Consider the following 13,162-nt stretch of genomic DNA (forward strand, 5'->3'; position numbering starts at 1 on the left):
GCCGCGAATATGCCGGTTGCGCAACGCGCGGCCCGCTTTCTTGACGCTCTCGCGGCCCGCTCCTAAACTTGGCGCCGCCTCGGTGCTCGCGCGTGCGACGCGCGGTTAAACGGGAAGCAGGGCGCGGGCTCCGCCAGGAGCCGCCAACCTGCGCTGCCCCCGCAACGGTAAGCGGCCGCATCGGACGATGCAGGCCGGCTCGGGTGCGCTCGGCGTGTGCGGTTCGCACGCGGGCGCAGGCCACTGCGCATGTCTCGCGCGGGAAGGCGAGCCGGAACGCCGCCAGCCCGGATACCGGCCGAGGCGGGGAGCCCGTGCGCGGGCTTCGTAACGCGCGGCCTGCGGGGAAGCGGGGCGCGCTGCGGTTCACAGGACTTTCTTCGATGCTGACCCCAATCATTCGCACGACGCTGCGCATGCCGCCGCGTGCCGTGTGCCGCCGTCACGTTGCGTGCGGCCAGTGCGGCTGCGCCGGGCTCGGCGAGTTCGGCGAGTGCGGCGGCCTCGCACGCGAGCGCGATGCCGCACGACCGGCAAGCGCGCGAGGCGCGAGCGTGCGCGCGACGCCGTGCGCGCGGACCGGCCGTTCGATGGATCTCGACCGTCACGGGCCGGCGTCGCCGAAGTGCGGCGCAGCAACTCGCCGTACGGGGGCCGGCAACCTGCACATCGGTTCGACACGTCGCAGCGCGACGTCCGTTCGGCGTTCGCCTCGGCGCAACGCAATCTCCGTCATGCGTTCGTCTCACCGCAGCGCCACGCGCGTGCGCCGCTGCTCGACCTTCGTCGGATGCGGCGCATGAATGCCGCGCGTGCCGTCGCGATCTGGACCACGCTCGCCGGCGTGGTGGCGCTGCTGTTCGTCGCGTCACTGACGATCGGCAGCGTGCCGATCTCGCCGCTGCAGGCGCTCGCGTCGCTCGTGCCGCACGGCGGCGACACGTCGGGCGGCACGGCGCTGTTCGGCGACATCGTCCGCACGCTGCGCGTGCCGCGCGCGCTCGCCGGCTTCGCGTGCGGCGCGCTGCTCGCGCTCGCGGGCGCGCTGCTGCAGGTGCTGCTGCGCAATCCGCTCGCCGAGCCGTACGTGCTCGGCGTGTCGGGCGGCGCGGCCGGTTTCGCGCTGGTCGCGATGATCGCGGGCGGCGCGTGGTGGCTCGTCGATGCGTCGGCGTTCGCCGGCGCGCTCGTGTCGATGCTGCTCGTGCTCGGCCTCGCGCGCCGCGAGCTGTGGCGCGGCGACGCGCGCGACGCATCGCCGCGGCTGCTGCTCACCGGCGTCGTGATCGCGGCAGGGTGGGGCGCGCTCGTCACGCTGCTGCTGTCGCTCGCGCCCGATGCGCGGCTGCGCGGCATCATCTTCTGGCTGACGGGCGACCTGAACGGCGTCGCGACGCCGTGGTTCGCATGGGCCGCGCTCGCGCTCGCCGCGGGCGTCGCGCTGCCGGCCGCGCCGCAACTGAACGTGCTGCTGCGCGGCGACGCGACCGCGCTCGCGCTCGGCGTGCCGGTCGCGCGGCTGCGCGTGCGGATCTATCTCGTCGCGTCGCTGGCCGCCGCGGCCGCGGTGACGACCGCCGGCACGATCGGCTTCGTCGGGCTCGTCGTCCCGCACGCGCTGCGCCTCGCGTTCGGCAACGACCAGCGCATGCTGCTGCCCGCCGTGATGCTCGCGGGCGGCGGCGGCGTGATGGCGGCCGACCTGCTCGCGCGCACCGTGATCGCGCCCGCGCAACTGCCGGTCGGCGTGATGACCGCGCTGATCGGCGTGCCGGTGTTCCTGTGGATGTTGCTGAGGAGGCCGCCGCGATGACGCACGCTGCCGACGCGGATTGCACGGCGCTCGCGCTCACGCTCGAGGCCGGCGCGCGCACGCTGCTGGGCGGTTTCACGCAGACGTTCCGGCCCGGCGAGATCTGGTGCGTCGCGGGGCCGAACGGCGCCGGCAAGACGACGCTGCTCGCGACGCTCGCGGGCCTTTCTGCGCCATCGGGCGGCCACGTCGAAGCCGACGGCCGGCCGCTTGCCGCGTGGCCGGCCGCGCAGCTCGCGCAGCGGCGCGCGCTGATGCCGCAGCAACTGCACGACGCGTTCAGCGCGACCGTGTTCGACACGGTGCTGCTGAGCCGCTTCCCGTATCTCGGCGGCTGGGGCTGGGAGCGCGACGGCGATCGCGCGGCCGCGCGCGATGCGCTGGCGACCTTCGGCCTGGCAGCGCTCGCCGGGCGCGACGTGCTGTCGCTGTCCGGCGGCGAGCGGCAGCGCGTCGCGCTGGCCGCGACGCTGTGCCAGGGCGCGCCGCTGCTGCTGCTCGACGAGCCGCTCGCGCATCTCGACCTGCATCACCAGATCGACTGCCTGACCGCGCTGGCCGCGTGGCTCGAAGCCGATCAGCGCACCGTGCTGTTTTCGTGCCACGATCTGAATCTCGCGCGGCGCTTCGCGACGCACGCGCTGCTGCTCGATGGACGCGGCCACGCGTGGGCGGGGCCCGTGCATGACGTGCTGACGCCCGAACGCGCGAGCGACGCGTTCGGCTATCCGCTCGTGCTGATCCGCCAGGACGGCCGCGACGCGCTGCTGCCCGCGTGGCCGGAGCGGCGATGAATGCCTTTCTTTCGACGCGCGGCGGTTGCCGCGTCCATGAGGTGAACTCCCGATGACACCGATCGACTTCCTGCCTGACATCGCGCCGCTCGACGCTTCGCTGCGCGCGCGCCTGCAACATGTGATCGACCACAAGACCAAGCCGCCCGGCAGCCTCGGCCAGCTCGAGCCGCTGGCGCTGCAGCTCGGCATGATCCAGCGCACCGAGCGTCCGCTCGTGCAGCGTCCGGTGACGATCGTGTTCGCCGCCGACCACGGGATCGCGGCCGAAGGCGTGAGTCCGTATCCGCAGGCCGTGACCGCGCAGATGGTCGCGAACTTCCTTGCCGGCGGCGCGGCGATCAACGCGTTCGCGGGCGTCGCGCAGAGCACGCTCGAGATCGTCGACGCGGGCGTCGCGTCACCGCTGCCCGCGTCCGACCGGCTGATCGCGCTGCCGATCGCGCGCGGCACACGCAACTTCGCGCAAGAGCCCGCGATGACGCGCGACGAGGCCGTCGCCGCGCTCGCGGCCGGCGCGGCCCGCGTGCGTCATCATGCGGCGCTCGGCACCAATGTGATCGGCTTCGGCGAGATGGGCATCGCGAACACGTCGTCCGCCGCGTGCCTGATGAGCCGCCTGCTCGACGTGCCGATCGACGCCTGCGTCGGGCGCGGCACCGGCCTCGACGACCAGGGGCTCGCGCACAAGCGCGCGGTGCTCGGGCGCGCGCTCGTGCGGCATTCGCATGCGATCGCGCCGCTCGACGTGCTCGCGACGTTCGGCGGCTTCGAGATCGCGATGATGACGGGCGCGTTTCTCGCGGCGGCGAGCGAGCGGATGACGATCCTCGTCGACGGCTTCATCGCGACGTCCGCGCTGCTGGTCGCCGAGCGGCTCGCGCCGGCCGTGCGCGACTACTGCGTGTTCTCGCACACGTCGCACGAGGCGGGGCACCGCCGGATGCTCGAGCATTTCGGCGCGAAGCCGCTGCTCGCGCTGGACCTGCGGCTCGGCGAGGGCACCGGCGCGGCGCTCGCGCTGCCGCTCGTGTGTGCGGCGGCGGCGTTCATGAGCGAGATGGCGAGCTTCGAATCCGCGGGCGTCGACGATCGTGACGCCTGACCGGACGACCGGCCTGCGCGCCGAGCTGCGTTACTTCTTCGTCGCGCTCGGCTATTTCACGCGCGTGCCGGTGCCGCGCGCGATCGGCTATGCGGCGGGCGATCTCGATCAGGCCGCGCGCTACTTCCCGCTGGTCGGCGCATGCGTCGGCGCGTGCGGCGCGCTCGTCTACCTGGCCGCGCTGCGCGTGTTCCCGGCATCGATCGCGGTCGGCCTGTCGATCGCCGCCACGCTGCTCGCGACCGGTGCGTTTCACGAGGACGGCCTTGCCGACAGCTGCGACGCGTTCGGCGGCGGCTACACGCGCGACGACGTGCTGCGCATCATGCACGACTCGCGGATCGGCACGTTCGGCGCCGCCGCGCTCGTGATCGCGCTCGGCCTGAAGTGGCAGGCGCTCGCTGCGCTGCCGCCGCTGCGCGCCGCGTGGACGATGATCGCCGCGCACGCGGCGAGCCGCGTGGCGGCGGTGAGCCTCTTGATGTCGCTCGACTACGTGCGGGCGGAAGGCAAGGCGAAGCCGGTCGCGCGGCGAATGGGGCCGCGCGCCGCGCTCGTCGCGGCGGCGTTCGGGCTGCCGTGGCTGTTCTGGCCGGACTGGCGCATGGGCGTCGCCGCGCTCGGCGCGCTCGTGCTGCTGCGCGCGTGGCTCGCGCGCTATCTGGTTCGGCGGATCGGCGGCTATACCGGCGATTGCCTGGGCTTCGCGCAGCAACTGTGCGAATTGACGATCTATCTGGTCGTGCTCGGATGGACGTCGTCCTGATTCGCCATCCGGCAGTCGCCGTCGATCCGGGCGTGTGCTACGGACGCAGCGACGTGCCGCTCGCCGCATCGGCGCAGGCCGGCGCGCAGGGGGTGCGCGAGCGGCTCGACGCGTTGCGCGCGCCATTGCCGCAGCGCATCTGGTCGAGCCCGCTCGCGCGTTGCGCGTCGGTCGGCGAACGGCTTGCGCAGGCGATCGGCGTGCCGTTGCAGTACGACGGATGCTGGCAGGAGATGGACTTCGGCGCGTGGGAGATGCAGCGCTGGGACGACATCGACCGCGCGGCGCTCGATGCGTGGGCCGCCGATCTGATGCATGCCTGCCCGCACGGCGGCGAAAGCGTCGCGCGCTTCGCCGCGCGGGTCGCGCAAGGCATCGACGCGACCGTGCAGGCCGGCGCGCCGCAATGGGCGGTCACGCATGCCGGCGTGATCCGCGCGTTTGCGTCGCAGGTGCTGCGCGTGCCGCTCGACGCGCTGTTGTCGCGGCCGGTGCCGTTCGGCGGCATCGTGTGGCTGCGCATGCGCGATGCGGCCGGCGCGTGGGAGATCGTGCACTGGGATGCGTGAGCGTCGCGCGGCCGTCAGCTTGCGGGCCGCCGCGTGCGTGCCGCGTCGAGGTCCTCGCACAGCGCGGCCGCGCCCTGCGCGACGCGCGGCGACGCGCGGGTCAGCAGGTCGCCGTCGATCGCGAACAGGTTGCCGCGCGCGACGGCCGTCAGCGCCGGCCACGCGCGCCAGCGCGCAAGGCTCGGCAGCGCGTCGTTCGACGGCGTCGCACCGGCGCTCGTCGTCACGATCGCTTCGGGATTGGCCGCGAGCACGGCCTCGTCGGTCACCGTCGGCACGAGCGGCTTGAGCGACGCGAACACGTTGCGGCCGCCGCATAGCGCGATCACGTCGCTGATCAGATGCGTGCCGTTGAGCGTCACCAGCGGCCGGTCCCACACCTGGAAGAACACCGTGACGCTCGGGCGCGCCGCATAGCGCGTGCGCAGCGCAGCGACGTCGCGCGTGAACGATGCCGCCGCCGCGTCGGCCGCGGGCTGCGTGCCGAGCAGCGCGCCGAGCTGGCGCAGCGACGTCGCGATGTCGTCGAGACGTTTCGGCTCGCTGTAGAACAGCGGGATGTGCAATGCGCGCAGCGCATCGGTCTGCCGCTCGGCGTTGCCGTGACGCCAGACGACGATCAGGTCGGGCTTCAGCGCGGCGATGCGCTCGAGATCGAGCGACTTGTTGTCGCCGACGCGCGGCACCGCTCTCGCGGCGCTCGGGTAGTCGCTGTACGTGACCGTGCCGACGAGCATCGCGCCGCCGCCCGCCGCATAGATCAGCTCGGTCGCGTGCGGCGCGAGGCTGACCACGCGCTGCGCGGGCGCGGGAAGCGTGACCGTGTTGCCGGCGTCGTCGCGTGCGCTGACGTCCGCATGCGCGAGCGGGGCGGCGCCGAGCGCGATCAGTGCCGCAAGCGCCGGCAGGCAGCGGCGCGCGTCGTTCGTCATCACGGCTGCGCGCGCAATGCCGGCACGCACTGTGCAAGCGCGCGCTCGAGACGCCGCCATTCGTCGTCGTTGCCGGGCACGCCGAAGCGCACGCTCGACGGCTGCGCGAAATGGCGTGTCCAGATGCCGTGCCGCGCCAGCGCCGCATGCAAGTCCGCCGCGCGAGGATCGGCGGTCCAGCTGAACAGCGGCGTCGAATGCACGACGCAGCCGTGTCCCCGCAGCAGCGCCGCGAGCCGCGCACCGTCCGCGGCGAGCCGTTCGCGGGCGGCCGCCTGCCACGCACGGTCGGCGAACGCGGCGGCCACCGCGTGACGCGCGGGGCCGCCGACCGTCCACGCGCCCAGCGTGTCGCGCAGCGGGACGATCAGCTCGGGATGGGCCAGCACGAAACCGGCGCGGATGCCGGCGAGGCCGAAGAACTTGCCGACCGAGCGCAGGACGACGAGACCCGGGCGGTTCACGCAAGCAGCGAGCGAGCCGGTCGCGCCCGTATCGGCGAACGCCTCGTCGACGATCAGCGTGCCGCCGCGCGCCGCCAGCTGCGCATGCCAGCCGAGCAGGCGCCCGGCGGCGACGCGCTCGGCAGTCGGGTTGTTCGGATTCCCGACGATCACGTGACGCAGCGTCGCGGGCAGCGTGTCGACGGCGATGTCGAGCGGTGCGACGCGATGGCCGCGTCGCGCGAACGCGGGCCCGTATTCGCCGTACGCGAGTGGTGCAACGCCCACGTCGCCGGCGGGCAGCAGCGCGGGCAGCGCGCGGATCGCGGCCTGGCTGCCGGCGACCGGCAGCACGTGCGCCGGGTCCGGCGCGCCGTAGTAATCGGCCGCGCACGCGGCGAGCCCGTCGCCGTCGTCGGGCAGCCGGCGCCACACGTCGGCGGGCACGGGCGGCACCGGATAGCCGACCGGGTTGATGCCGGTCGACAGGTCGAGCCACGCGTCGTACGGAATGCCGTGGCGGCGCGCGGCGTCATGCAGGTTGCCGCCGTGCGCGATGCGGGTGTCAGACATGTTGGGTGCCCATGACGAGGATGGCGCTCGCGACCAGCAGCGCGAGCCAGAGCGCGAGCGTGCGCGTGACGAGCGACAGCGCGGCGACGATGTGCGCGGCGCTCGCGGGCGAACCCGCGCCGAGCACCGGGCGGTGCTCGAGTTCGCCGTGATAGACGGCCGGGCCGCCGAGCTGCACGTTCAGGCTGCCGGCGCCGGCGGCCATCACCGGGCCCGCGTTCGGGCTGTCCCAGTGCCGCGCCTGCGTGCGCCAGCAGCGCCACGCGGACGCGGTGTCGCCGAGCAGCGCGTAGCTCGCGGCCGTGACGCGCGCGGGCGCCCAGTTCAGCAGGTCGTCGATCCGTGCGGCGGCCCAGCCGAAGGTCAGGAAGCGCGGCGTGCGGTAGCCCCACATCGCGTCGAGCGTGTTCGCGAGCCGGAACATCAGCGCGCCGGGGCCGCCGGCGATGACGAACCAGAAGAGGGCGCCGAAGATCGCGTCGTTGCCGTTCTCGAGTGCCGACTCGACGGCCGCGCGCGATAGCGCACCCTCGTCGGCGGCGCTGGTGTCGCGCGACACGATGCGCGCGGTCAGCGCGCGCGCGCCCGGCAGGTCGTGCCGGAACAGCGCGGCGGCGATCGGCGCGAGATGGTCGGCGAGACTCTTCGCGCCGAGCGCGAACCACAGCAGCGCGACGTGCAGCGCGGCCGCGAGCGGCGTGGGCAGCGCGGTGGCCAGCCACACGGCGATCAGGACCGGCGGCGCGACGGCCGCGAGCCACGCGGCGATGCCCGCCAGGCGGCCGCGCCGGCCCGTGTTCAGCACCGCTTCGATGCGCGCGGCGAGCCGCCCGAACGCGACGAGCGGATGCGCGGCCGACGGCTCGCCGACCACGCGGTCGACGATCACCGCGATGACCGCGAGCATCGCGACCGTGGGCAACGACAGCATCAGCATGACGCGGGCTCCGTCTTGATCGCGACCGGCACCCCGGCGACGAGCAGCGTGACGCGGGTCGCGAGCGCGGCGACGCGCTGGTTCAGGCGGCCGAGCTCGTCGACGTAGCGGCGCGTCACCGCGCCGAGCGGCACGACGCCGAGCCCGATCTCGTTGCTGACGACGATCACCTTTGCGCGGGCGTCGCGCAGCGCGGCTTCGAGCGCGGCGACGCGCGCTTCGTAGTGTGCGTCGTCGTGCGGTTCGCCTTCGGCCGGGCACAGCAGGTTCGTGAGCCACAGCGTCAGGCAGTCGACGAGCAGGCACGCGCCGGGATCGTCGAGCCGCGCGAGGGTTTCGGCGAGCTCGACGGGCGCGTCGGCGAATCCCCAGCTCGCGGGCCGGCGCGCGCGATGATGGGCGATGCGCTGCGCGAATTCGGCGTCGGCGGCCTGCGCGGTCGCGATATAGGTGACGGGGCGGCCGCAGTCGGCCGCGAGCCGCTCGGCATGCGCGCTCTTGCCCGAGCGTGCGCCGCCGAGGACGAAGGTGAGGTCGTGCGGAATCATCGCGTGATTGTAACGGCGCAGGCGATAATGCGGCCTTCGATTCGCCACGCCTTTCACACGATGAATGCACCCGAGCCGCGGCCGCGCGGCACGCTGATGATCCAGGGCACGACGTCGGACGCCGGCAAGAGCACGCTCGTCGCGGGCCTGTGCCGCCTGGCGCGCCGCGCCGGCGCGCGCGTCGCGCCGTTCAAGCCGCAGAACATGGCGCTCAACAGCGCGGTGACGGCCGACGGCGGCGAGATCGGCCGCGCGCAGGCGCTGCAGGCGCTCGCCGCGGGCGTCGCGACGCATACCGATTTCAACCCCGTGCTGCTCAAGCCGACCAGCGACCGCGGCGCGCAGGTGATCATCCACGGCAAGGCGCGCGCGAACCTGAACGCGCGGGCGTACCACGACTACAAGCCGGTCGCGTTCGACGCGGTGCTCGAATCGTATGCGCGGCTGCGCGCCGGCTACGACACGGTGATCGTCGAGGGCGCGGGCAGCCCGGCCGAGATCAACCTGCGCGAAGGCGACATCGCGAACATGGGCTTCGCCGAGCGGGTCGACTGCCCGGTCGTGCTGGTCGCCGACATCGACCGCGGCGGCGTGTTCGCGCATCTGGTCGGCACGCTCGCGTGCCTGTCGGACAGCGAGCGCGCGCGGGTGCGCGGCTTCGTGATCAACCGCTTCCGCGGCGACTTCAAGCTGCTCGAACCGGGCCTCGACTGGCTGCGCGCGCAGACCGGCAAGCCGGTGTTCGGCGTGCTGCCGTACCTGCACGGCCTCACGCTCGACGCGGAGGACATGCTGCCCGCGCAGGCGCGCAGCGGCGCCGCGCACGCTGGCGGCCGCGTGCTGCGCGTCGTCGTGCCGGCGCTGCCGCGGATCAGCAACCACACCGATTTCGACCCGCTGCGCGCGCATCCGCAGGTCGAGTTCACGTACTGGAAGAGCGGGCCGGTGCCGGCCGCCGACCTGCTGATCCTGCCCGGCTCGAAGAGCGTGCAGCGCGATCTCGCGTGGCTGCGCGACGCCGGCTGGGACGCGGCGATCCGGCGGCACCTGCGCTATGGCGGCAAGGTGATCGGCATCTGCGGCGGCATGCAGATGCTCGGCCGCTCGCTCGACGATCCGCTGGGCCTCGAAGGGGCGCCCGGCAGCGTGCCGGGGCTCGGTCTGCTCGAGTTCGACACGACGCTGCAGCCGGACAAGACGCTGAAGAACGTGACGGGCCGCCTGGCCCTGCCGGGCGGCGCTGCCGTGCACGGCTACGAGATCCACATGGGCGAGACGCGCGGCCCCGCGCTCGCGGCGCCGGCGCTCGAGCTGACGGCCGACGGTGCGGCCGCCGCACACGCGGACGGCGCGCGGTCCGACGACGGCCAGATCCTCGCCACCTACGTGCACGGGCTGTTCGACGCACCGGACGCGTGCGCGGCGCTGCTCGCGTGGGCGGGTCTCGATGCGGCCGAGCGGATCGACTACCCGGCGCTGCGCGAGGCGTCGCTCGAACGCCTCGCCGACACGTTCGCCGCGCATCTCGACCTGCCGGCGCTGTACGCCGAATTCCGCTGACGGGGCCGAGAGGGCGGGCGCCGCATGGTGCGTGCGTCCGCGTTCGGCTTGGCCGCGCGGGAGTTCGGTGCGGCGGGTGCCGCATGGTGCGACAGCGGCGGCGCGGAGGCCGTCGCGCGGCAGAGGGCACAAGGCATAACCGGCCCACGGCCCATGCATGCCCCTTTTTGCGGGTCAATTCGTTCCTGTTGAGAATCATTCAAAGCCATATCGCGCATTTATCGGCGAAATAGCTTCGAATAGAGTGCGATCCATCGTCATCCACTCACGAAGGAATCCGCCATGAACCCCACCCGTCTGCAAGATCTCGGCGCGACGCTGCTGCGCGTCGCGCTCGGCGTGCTGTACCTCGCGCACGTCGCGCAGAAGGTGTTCGTCTTCACGCTGCCCGGCACCGCGCAGTTCTTCGCGTCGATCGGCTTGCCTGCGTGGCTTGCGTACGTCACGACGGCGGTCGAGCTGGCGGGCGGCATCGCGCTCCTCGCCGGCTTCCGCGTGCGTGTCGCCGCGCTGGCGCTGCTGCCGTTCATGCTCGGCGCGACCGCCGCGCACCTGCCGAACGGCTGGAGCTTCGGCGCGCCGCACGGCGGCTGGGAATATCCGGCGTTCTGGGCCGTGACGCTTGCCGTGCAGGCGCTCCTGGGCGGCGGCGCATTCGCGCTCGGCGCACCGCGCAGCGCGTAACCGCGTAACCGCGTAACCGCGCGCCGCCCGCGTCGGCTCCACCGGTTCCGGTGACGCCCCATTTGCCGATATCATCGCTCCCTGTATCCGCAATTGTGCGGCGCCCGCCTGCCGGCCGGCGCCGCACGGCTTCTCCGGGGGAATTCATGACGGTGATCGTGGTGGCGAATCCGAAGGGCGGCGTCGGCAAGAGCACGCTGTCCACCAATCTCGCTGGTTATTTCGCGGCACAGGGCGCATGGGTCGCGCTGGCCGATCTCGACCGGCAGCAGTCCGCGCATGCGTGGCTCGACCTGCGCCCGGTCGGGCTGCCCGCCATCGAGGCGTGGGGGCTCGACCCGGATGCGCCGTCGAAGCCGCCGCGCGGCCTCGAGTACGCGGTGATCGACACGCCGGCCGGCCTGCACGGCAACCGGCTGAACGTCGCGCTGCAGCTCGCGGACAAGGTGATCGTGCCGCTGCAGCCGTCGATGTTCGACATCCTCGCGACCCAGCACTTCCTCGAACGGCTCGCGAACGAAAAGGCAGTGCGCAGGGGCAGCGTCGAAGTCGGCATCGTCGGGATGCGGGTCGATGCGCGCACGCGCTCGTCCGAGCAGTTGCACCGCTTCGTCGAGGGGCTCGATCTGCCGGTGCTCGGCTACGTGCGGGATACGCAGAACTACGTGCAGCTCGCCGCGCACGGGCTCACGCTGTGGGACGTCGCGAAGAGCCGCGTCGACAAGGATCTCGAACAGTGGGGCCCGATCGTCGCATGGGCGGAGCGCCGCGCGCCGAAAGCGGAGAAGGCCGCCCGCGCGTCGTGAGTCGACTGGCCGCTGCCGCGTCGGCGGCAGGCGGGCGTCACCCGCCTGCCGGCTCGTTCAGTGACGCTCAGCGAAGCTCGGCCGAATGACGAAGGGCCTGATCCGGCAGCGTGCCCGATCAGGCCCTTCGTGCCTCGGCGGCGCAGCGGCCGCCTCGGGCAAGCCGCTGCGACGTGCCGGCGGCCGTGCGCATCAGGACCAGCTCTGGGTCGGCACGTGGTCGCGGCTGCCCTTGATCTTGTTGCCGTCGTCGACGAACACGAGGTTCGGCTTCCAGCCGGCTTGCAGTTCGGCTTCGTCGACCATCGCGAACGCCGCGATGATCACGAGATCGCCGAGCTGCGCGCGCCGCGCGGCCGAGCCGTTCAGCGAGATCATCCCGCTGCCGCGTTCGCCCTTGATCGCGTAGGTCGAGAAGCGTTCGCCGTTGTTGATGTTCCAGATGTCGATCCGCTCGTTTTCCGCGATGTTCGCGGCCTCGAGCAGGTCCTCGTCGATCGCGCACGAGCCTTCGTAGTGCAATTCGCAGTGCGTGACGGCCACGCGGTGGATCTTCGATTTGAGCATGTGGCGCTGCATGGGGCCTCCTTGATGCGTCGTGATGCGCTGGCGGACGAAAGCCGTCAGATTTCCAGGTTGTCGATGAGGCGCGTCGCGCCGAGCTTCGCGGCCGCGAGCACGACGAGCGGCTCGCCGGCTTCGAGCTCGGCGGCGCTCGGCGCGATCAGGTTCGCGCGCCGGCGGATCGAGATGTAGTCGGGCGCCCAGCCGCGGCCGGCGAGGTGCGCCAGCGCGTGCTGCTCGAGCTTGACGAGGTCGCGCTCGCCGCCGAGCACGCTTTCGCGCACGCGCTGCAGCGTCTTCGCGAGCTCCGGCGCCTCCTGGCGCTCGGCCGGCGCGAGATAGCGGTTGCGCGACGACAGCGCGAGGCCGTCGGTGTCGCGCACGGTCTCGGCCGCGATGATGTCGACCGGCAGCGCGAGCTGCTGGCACATGCGGCGCACGATCATCAGCTGCTGGTAGTCCTTCTTGCCGAACACGGCGACGCGCGGCTGCACGCAGGCCATCAGCTTCGCGACGACCGTGCACACGCCGGTGAAGAAGCCGGGCCGGAATTCGCCCTCGAGGATTCCGCCGAGGTCGTCCGGCGGCTGCACGCGGTATTCCTGCGGCTCCGGATACATGTCGCGCTCGGTCGGCGCGAACAGCACGTAGACGTTTTCCTTCTGCAGCTTTTCGATGTCGTCCTGCAGCGTGCGCGGATACTTGTCGAAATCCTCGTTCGGGCCGAACTGCAGGCGGTTGACGAAGATGCTCGCCACGACCGGATCGCCGTGCTGGCGCGCGAGGCGCATCAGCGACAGGTGCCCTTCGTGCAGATTGCCCATCGTCGGCACGAAGGCGGTGCGGTTCTGGCCGCGCAACTGGTCGCGCAGTTCCTGGATCGAGCTGATGACTTTCATGATCGGGTAGCGGGTTCCTCGCGCTGGCGCGCGTTGACGCCTTGGTAGGTGGCGTCGGGGTCGAAGCGGCAAACGTATCCGCGCGCGGGCGGCGCGTCGGGCGTCGGCGGATTGTAGAGGATTTGGCCGGCGGGCGCACCGATAAAAGGACGATCGTTCGCTTTTATCG

General features: G+C 72.6%; 14 protein-coding genes and 1 riboswitch. Of the genes, 8 read left to right on the forward strand and 6 right to left on the reverse strand.

Features of this window, described 5'->3' with window-relative positions; all coding sequences use genetic code 11:
- The first annotated feature begins 63 nt into the window (after positions 1–63).
- Positions 64–318, forward strand: a riboswitch (cobalamin riboswitch).
- 472 nt (positions 319–790) lie between these two features.
- The 5 genes from WJ35_RS14745 to cobC are packed head-to-tail and all read left to right on the forward strand — an operon-like array spanning position 791 to position 5,047.
- Positions 791–1,813: an iron ABC transporter permease gene (locus WJ35_RS14745; protein ID WP_335645768.1), complete on the forward strand. Its 1,023-nt coding sequence runs from the start codon at positions 791–793 to the stop codon at positions 1,811–1,813.
- The gene (locus WJ35_RS14750; protein ID WP_069239366.1) at positions 1,810–2,607 is read left to right on the forward strand and encodes an ABC transporter ATP-binding protein; all 798 of its coding nucleotides are present in this window, start codon (positions 1,810–1,812) and stop codon (positions 2,605–2,607) included. Before WJ35_RS14745 ends, WJ35_RS14750 begins: the two co-directional genes overlap by 4 nt.
- Positions 2,608–2,659: 52 nt before the next feature.
- On the forward strand, positions 2,660–3,712 hold the full coding sequence (gene cobT, locus WJ35_RS14755; RefSeq protein ID WP_060232195.1) for a nicotinate-nucleotide--dimethylbenzimidazole phosphoribosyltransferase: 1,053 nt from the start codon (positions 2,660–2,662) through the stop codon (positions 3,710–3,712).
- Positions 3,702–4,478, forward strand: coding sequence for an adenosylcobinamide-GDP ribazoletransferase (locus WJ35_RS14760; RefSeq protein WP_060232193.1), 777 nt, complete (start codon positions 3,702–3,704; stop codon positions 4,476–4,478). The genes cobT and WJ35_RS14760 overlap by 11 nt, the downstream gene beginning before the upstream one ends.
- A complete protein-coding gene (cobC, locus tag WJ35_RS14765) occupies positions 4,463–5,047 on the forward strand; it encodes an alpha-ribazole phosphatase (RefSeq protein ID WP_060232190.1) in 585 nt (194 codons plus the stop codon). The genes WJ35_RS14760 and cobC overlap by 16 nt, the downstream gene beginning before the upstream one ends.
- A gap of 14 nt (positions 5,048–5,061) precedes the next feature.
- Here the strand turns inward: cobC and WJ35_RS14770 are convergent, their stop codons facing one another.
- The 4 genes from WJ35_RS14770 to cobU are packed head-to-tail and all read right to left on the reverse strand — an operon-like array spanning position 5,062 to position 8,480.
- Positions 5,062–5,979, reverse strand: a complete 918-nt coding sequence (locus WJ35_RS14770; protein WP_060232319.1) for a cobalamin-binding protein — start codon at positions 5,977–5,979, stop codon at positions 5,062–5,064.
- On the reverse strand, positions 5,979–6,995 hold the full coding sequence (cobD, locus tag WJ35_RS14775) for a threonine-phosphate decarboxylase CobD (protein ID WP_060232188.1): 1,017 nt from the start codon (positions 6,993–6,995) through the stop codon (positions 5,979–5,981). The genes WJ35_RS14770 and cobD overlap by 1 nt, the downstream gene beginning before the upstream one ends.
- The gene (cbiB, locus tag WJ35_RS14780; protein ID WP_060232186.1) at positions 6,988–7,932 is read right to left on the reverse strand and encodes an adenosylcobinamide-phosphate synthase CbiB; all 945 of its coding nucleotides are present in this window, start codon (positions 7,930–7,932) and stop codon (positions 6,988–6,990) included. The genes cobD and cbiB overlap by 8 nt, the downstream gene beginning before the upstream one ends.
- Positions 7,926–8,480 carry a bifunctional adenosylcobinamide kinase/adenosylcobinamide-phosphate guanylyltransferase gene (gene cobU, locus WJ35_RS14785; RefSeq protein WP_029226379.1) on the reverse strand — a complete coding sequence of 185 codons (555 nt, stop codon included), beginning with the start codon at positions 8,478–8,480 and terminating at the stop codon, positions 7,926–7,928. Before cobU ends, cbiB begins: the two co-directional genes overlap by 7 nt.
- A gap of 60 nt (positions 8,481–8,540) precedes the next feature.
- Between cobU and WJ35_RS14790 the strand changes: the two genes are divergently transcribed.
- The 3 genes from WJ35_RS14790 (at position 8,541) to WJ35_RS14800 (ending at position 11,530) form a co-directional block, all read left to right on the forward strand.
- Positions 8,541–10,040: a cobyric acid synthase gene (locus WJ35_RS14790; protein WP_060232183.1), complete on the forward strand. Its 1,500-nt coding sequence runs from the start codon at positions 8,541–8,543 to the stop codon at positions 10,038–10,040.
- 282 nt (positions 10,041–10,322) lie between these two features.
- Complete coding sequence (locus WJ35_RS14795; protein ID WP_069239367.1) at positions 10,323–10,724, forward strand: DoxX family protein; 402 nt, start codon at positions 10,323–10,325, stop codon at positions 10,722–10,724.
- A gap of 146 nt (positions 10,725–10,870) precedes the next feature.
- Entirely contained in the window at positions 10,871–11,530 is a 660-nt protein-coding gene (locus WJ35_RS14800) for a ParA family protein (protein WP_069239368.1), read from the forward strand.
- Positions 11,531–11,722: 192 nt separating this feature from the next.
- Here WJ35_RS14800 and panD read toward each other — a convergent pair whose 3' ends face one another.
- Positions 11,723–12,109: an aspartate 1-decarboxylase gene (gene panD, locus WJ35_RS14805; RefSeq protein ID WP_010091002.1), complete on the reverse strand. Its 387-nt coding sequence runs from the start codon at positions 12,107–12,109 to the stop codon at positions 11,723–11,725.
- A 44-nt stretch (positions 12,110–12,153) separates the two neighbouring features.
- Positions 12,154–12,993 (reverse strand): pantoate--beta-alanine ligase, encoded by an 840-nt coding sequence (gene panC / locus WJ35_RS14810; RefSeq protein WP_010091003.1) that lies wholly within the window; start codon positions 12,991–12,993, stop codon positions 12,154–12,156.
- Positions 12,994–13,162: the final 169 nt, after the last annotated feature.

This window comes from Burkholderia ubonensis, from assembly GCF_001718695.1.
Lineage (GTDB): Bacteria > Pseudomonadota > Gammaproteobacteria > Burkholderiales > Burkholderiaceae > Burkholderia > Burkholderia ubonensis_B.

What these genes read in the sequence shown, in the direction of transcription:
- WJ35_RS14745 (WP_335645768.1), top strand. Translation starts at nt 791, where the DNA reads ATGCGGCGCATGAATGCCGCGCGTGCCGTCGCGATCTGGACCACGCTC.
- WJ35_RS14750 (WP_069239366.1), top strand. Translation starts at nt 1,810, where the DNA reads ATGACGCACGCTGCCGACGCGGATTGCACGGCGCTCGCGCTCACGCTC.
- cobT (WP_060232195.1), top strand. Translation starts at nt 2,660, where the DNA reads ATGACACCGATCGACTTCCTGCCTGACATCGCGCCGCTCGACGCTTCG.
- cobC (WP_060232190.1), top strand. Translation starts at nt 4,463, where the DNA reads ATGGACGTCGTCCTGATTCGCCATCCGGCAGTCGCCGTCGATCCGGGC.
- WJ35_RS14770 (WP_060232319.1), bottom strand. Translation starts at nt 5,979, where the DNA reads ATGACGAACGACGCGCGCCGCTGCCTGCCGGCGCTTGCGGCACTGATC.
- cobD (WP_060232188.1), bottom strand. Translation starts at nt 6,995, where the DNA reads ATGTCTGACACCCGCATCGCGCACGGCGGCAACCTGCATGACGCCGCG.
- cbiB (WP_060232186.1), bottom strand. Translation starts at nt 7,932, where the DNA reads ATGCTGATGCTGTCGTTGCCCACGGTCGCGATGCTCGCGGTCATCGCG.
- cobU (WP_029226379.1), bottom strand. Translation starts at nt 8,480, where the DNA reads ATGATTCCGCACGACCTCACCTTCGTCCTCGGCGGCGCACGCTCGGGC.
- WJ35_RS14790 (WP_060232183.1), top strand. Translation starts at nt 8,541, where the DNA reads ATGAATGCACCCGAGCCGCGGCCGCGCGGCACGCTGATGATCCAGGGC.
- WJ35_RS14795 (WP_069239367.1), top strand. Translation starts at nt 10,323, where the DNA reads ATGAACCCCACCCGTCTGCAAGATCTCGGCGCGACGCTGCTGCGCGTC.
- WJ35_RS14800 (WP_069239368.1), top strand. Translation starts at nt 10,871, where the DNA reads ATGACGGTGATCGTGGTGGCGAATCCGAAGGGCGGCGTCGGCAAGAGC.
- panD (WP_010091002.1), bottom strand. Translation starts at nt 12,109, where the DNA reads ATGCAGCGCCACATGCTCAAATCGAAGATCCACCGCGTGGCCGTCACG.
- panC (WP_010091003.1), bottom strand. Translation starts at nt 12,993, where the DNA reads ATGAAAGTCATCAGCTCGATCCAGGAACTGCGCGACCAGTTGCGCGGC.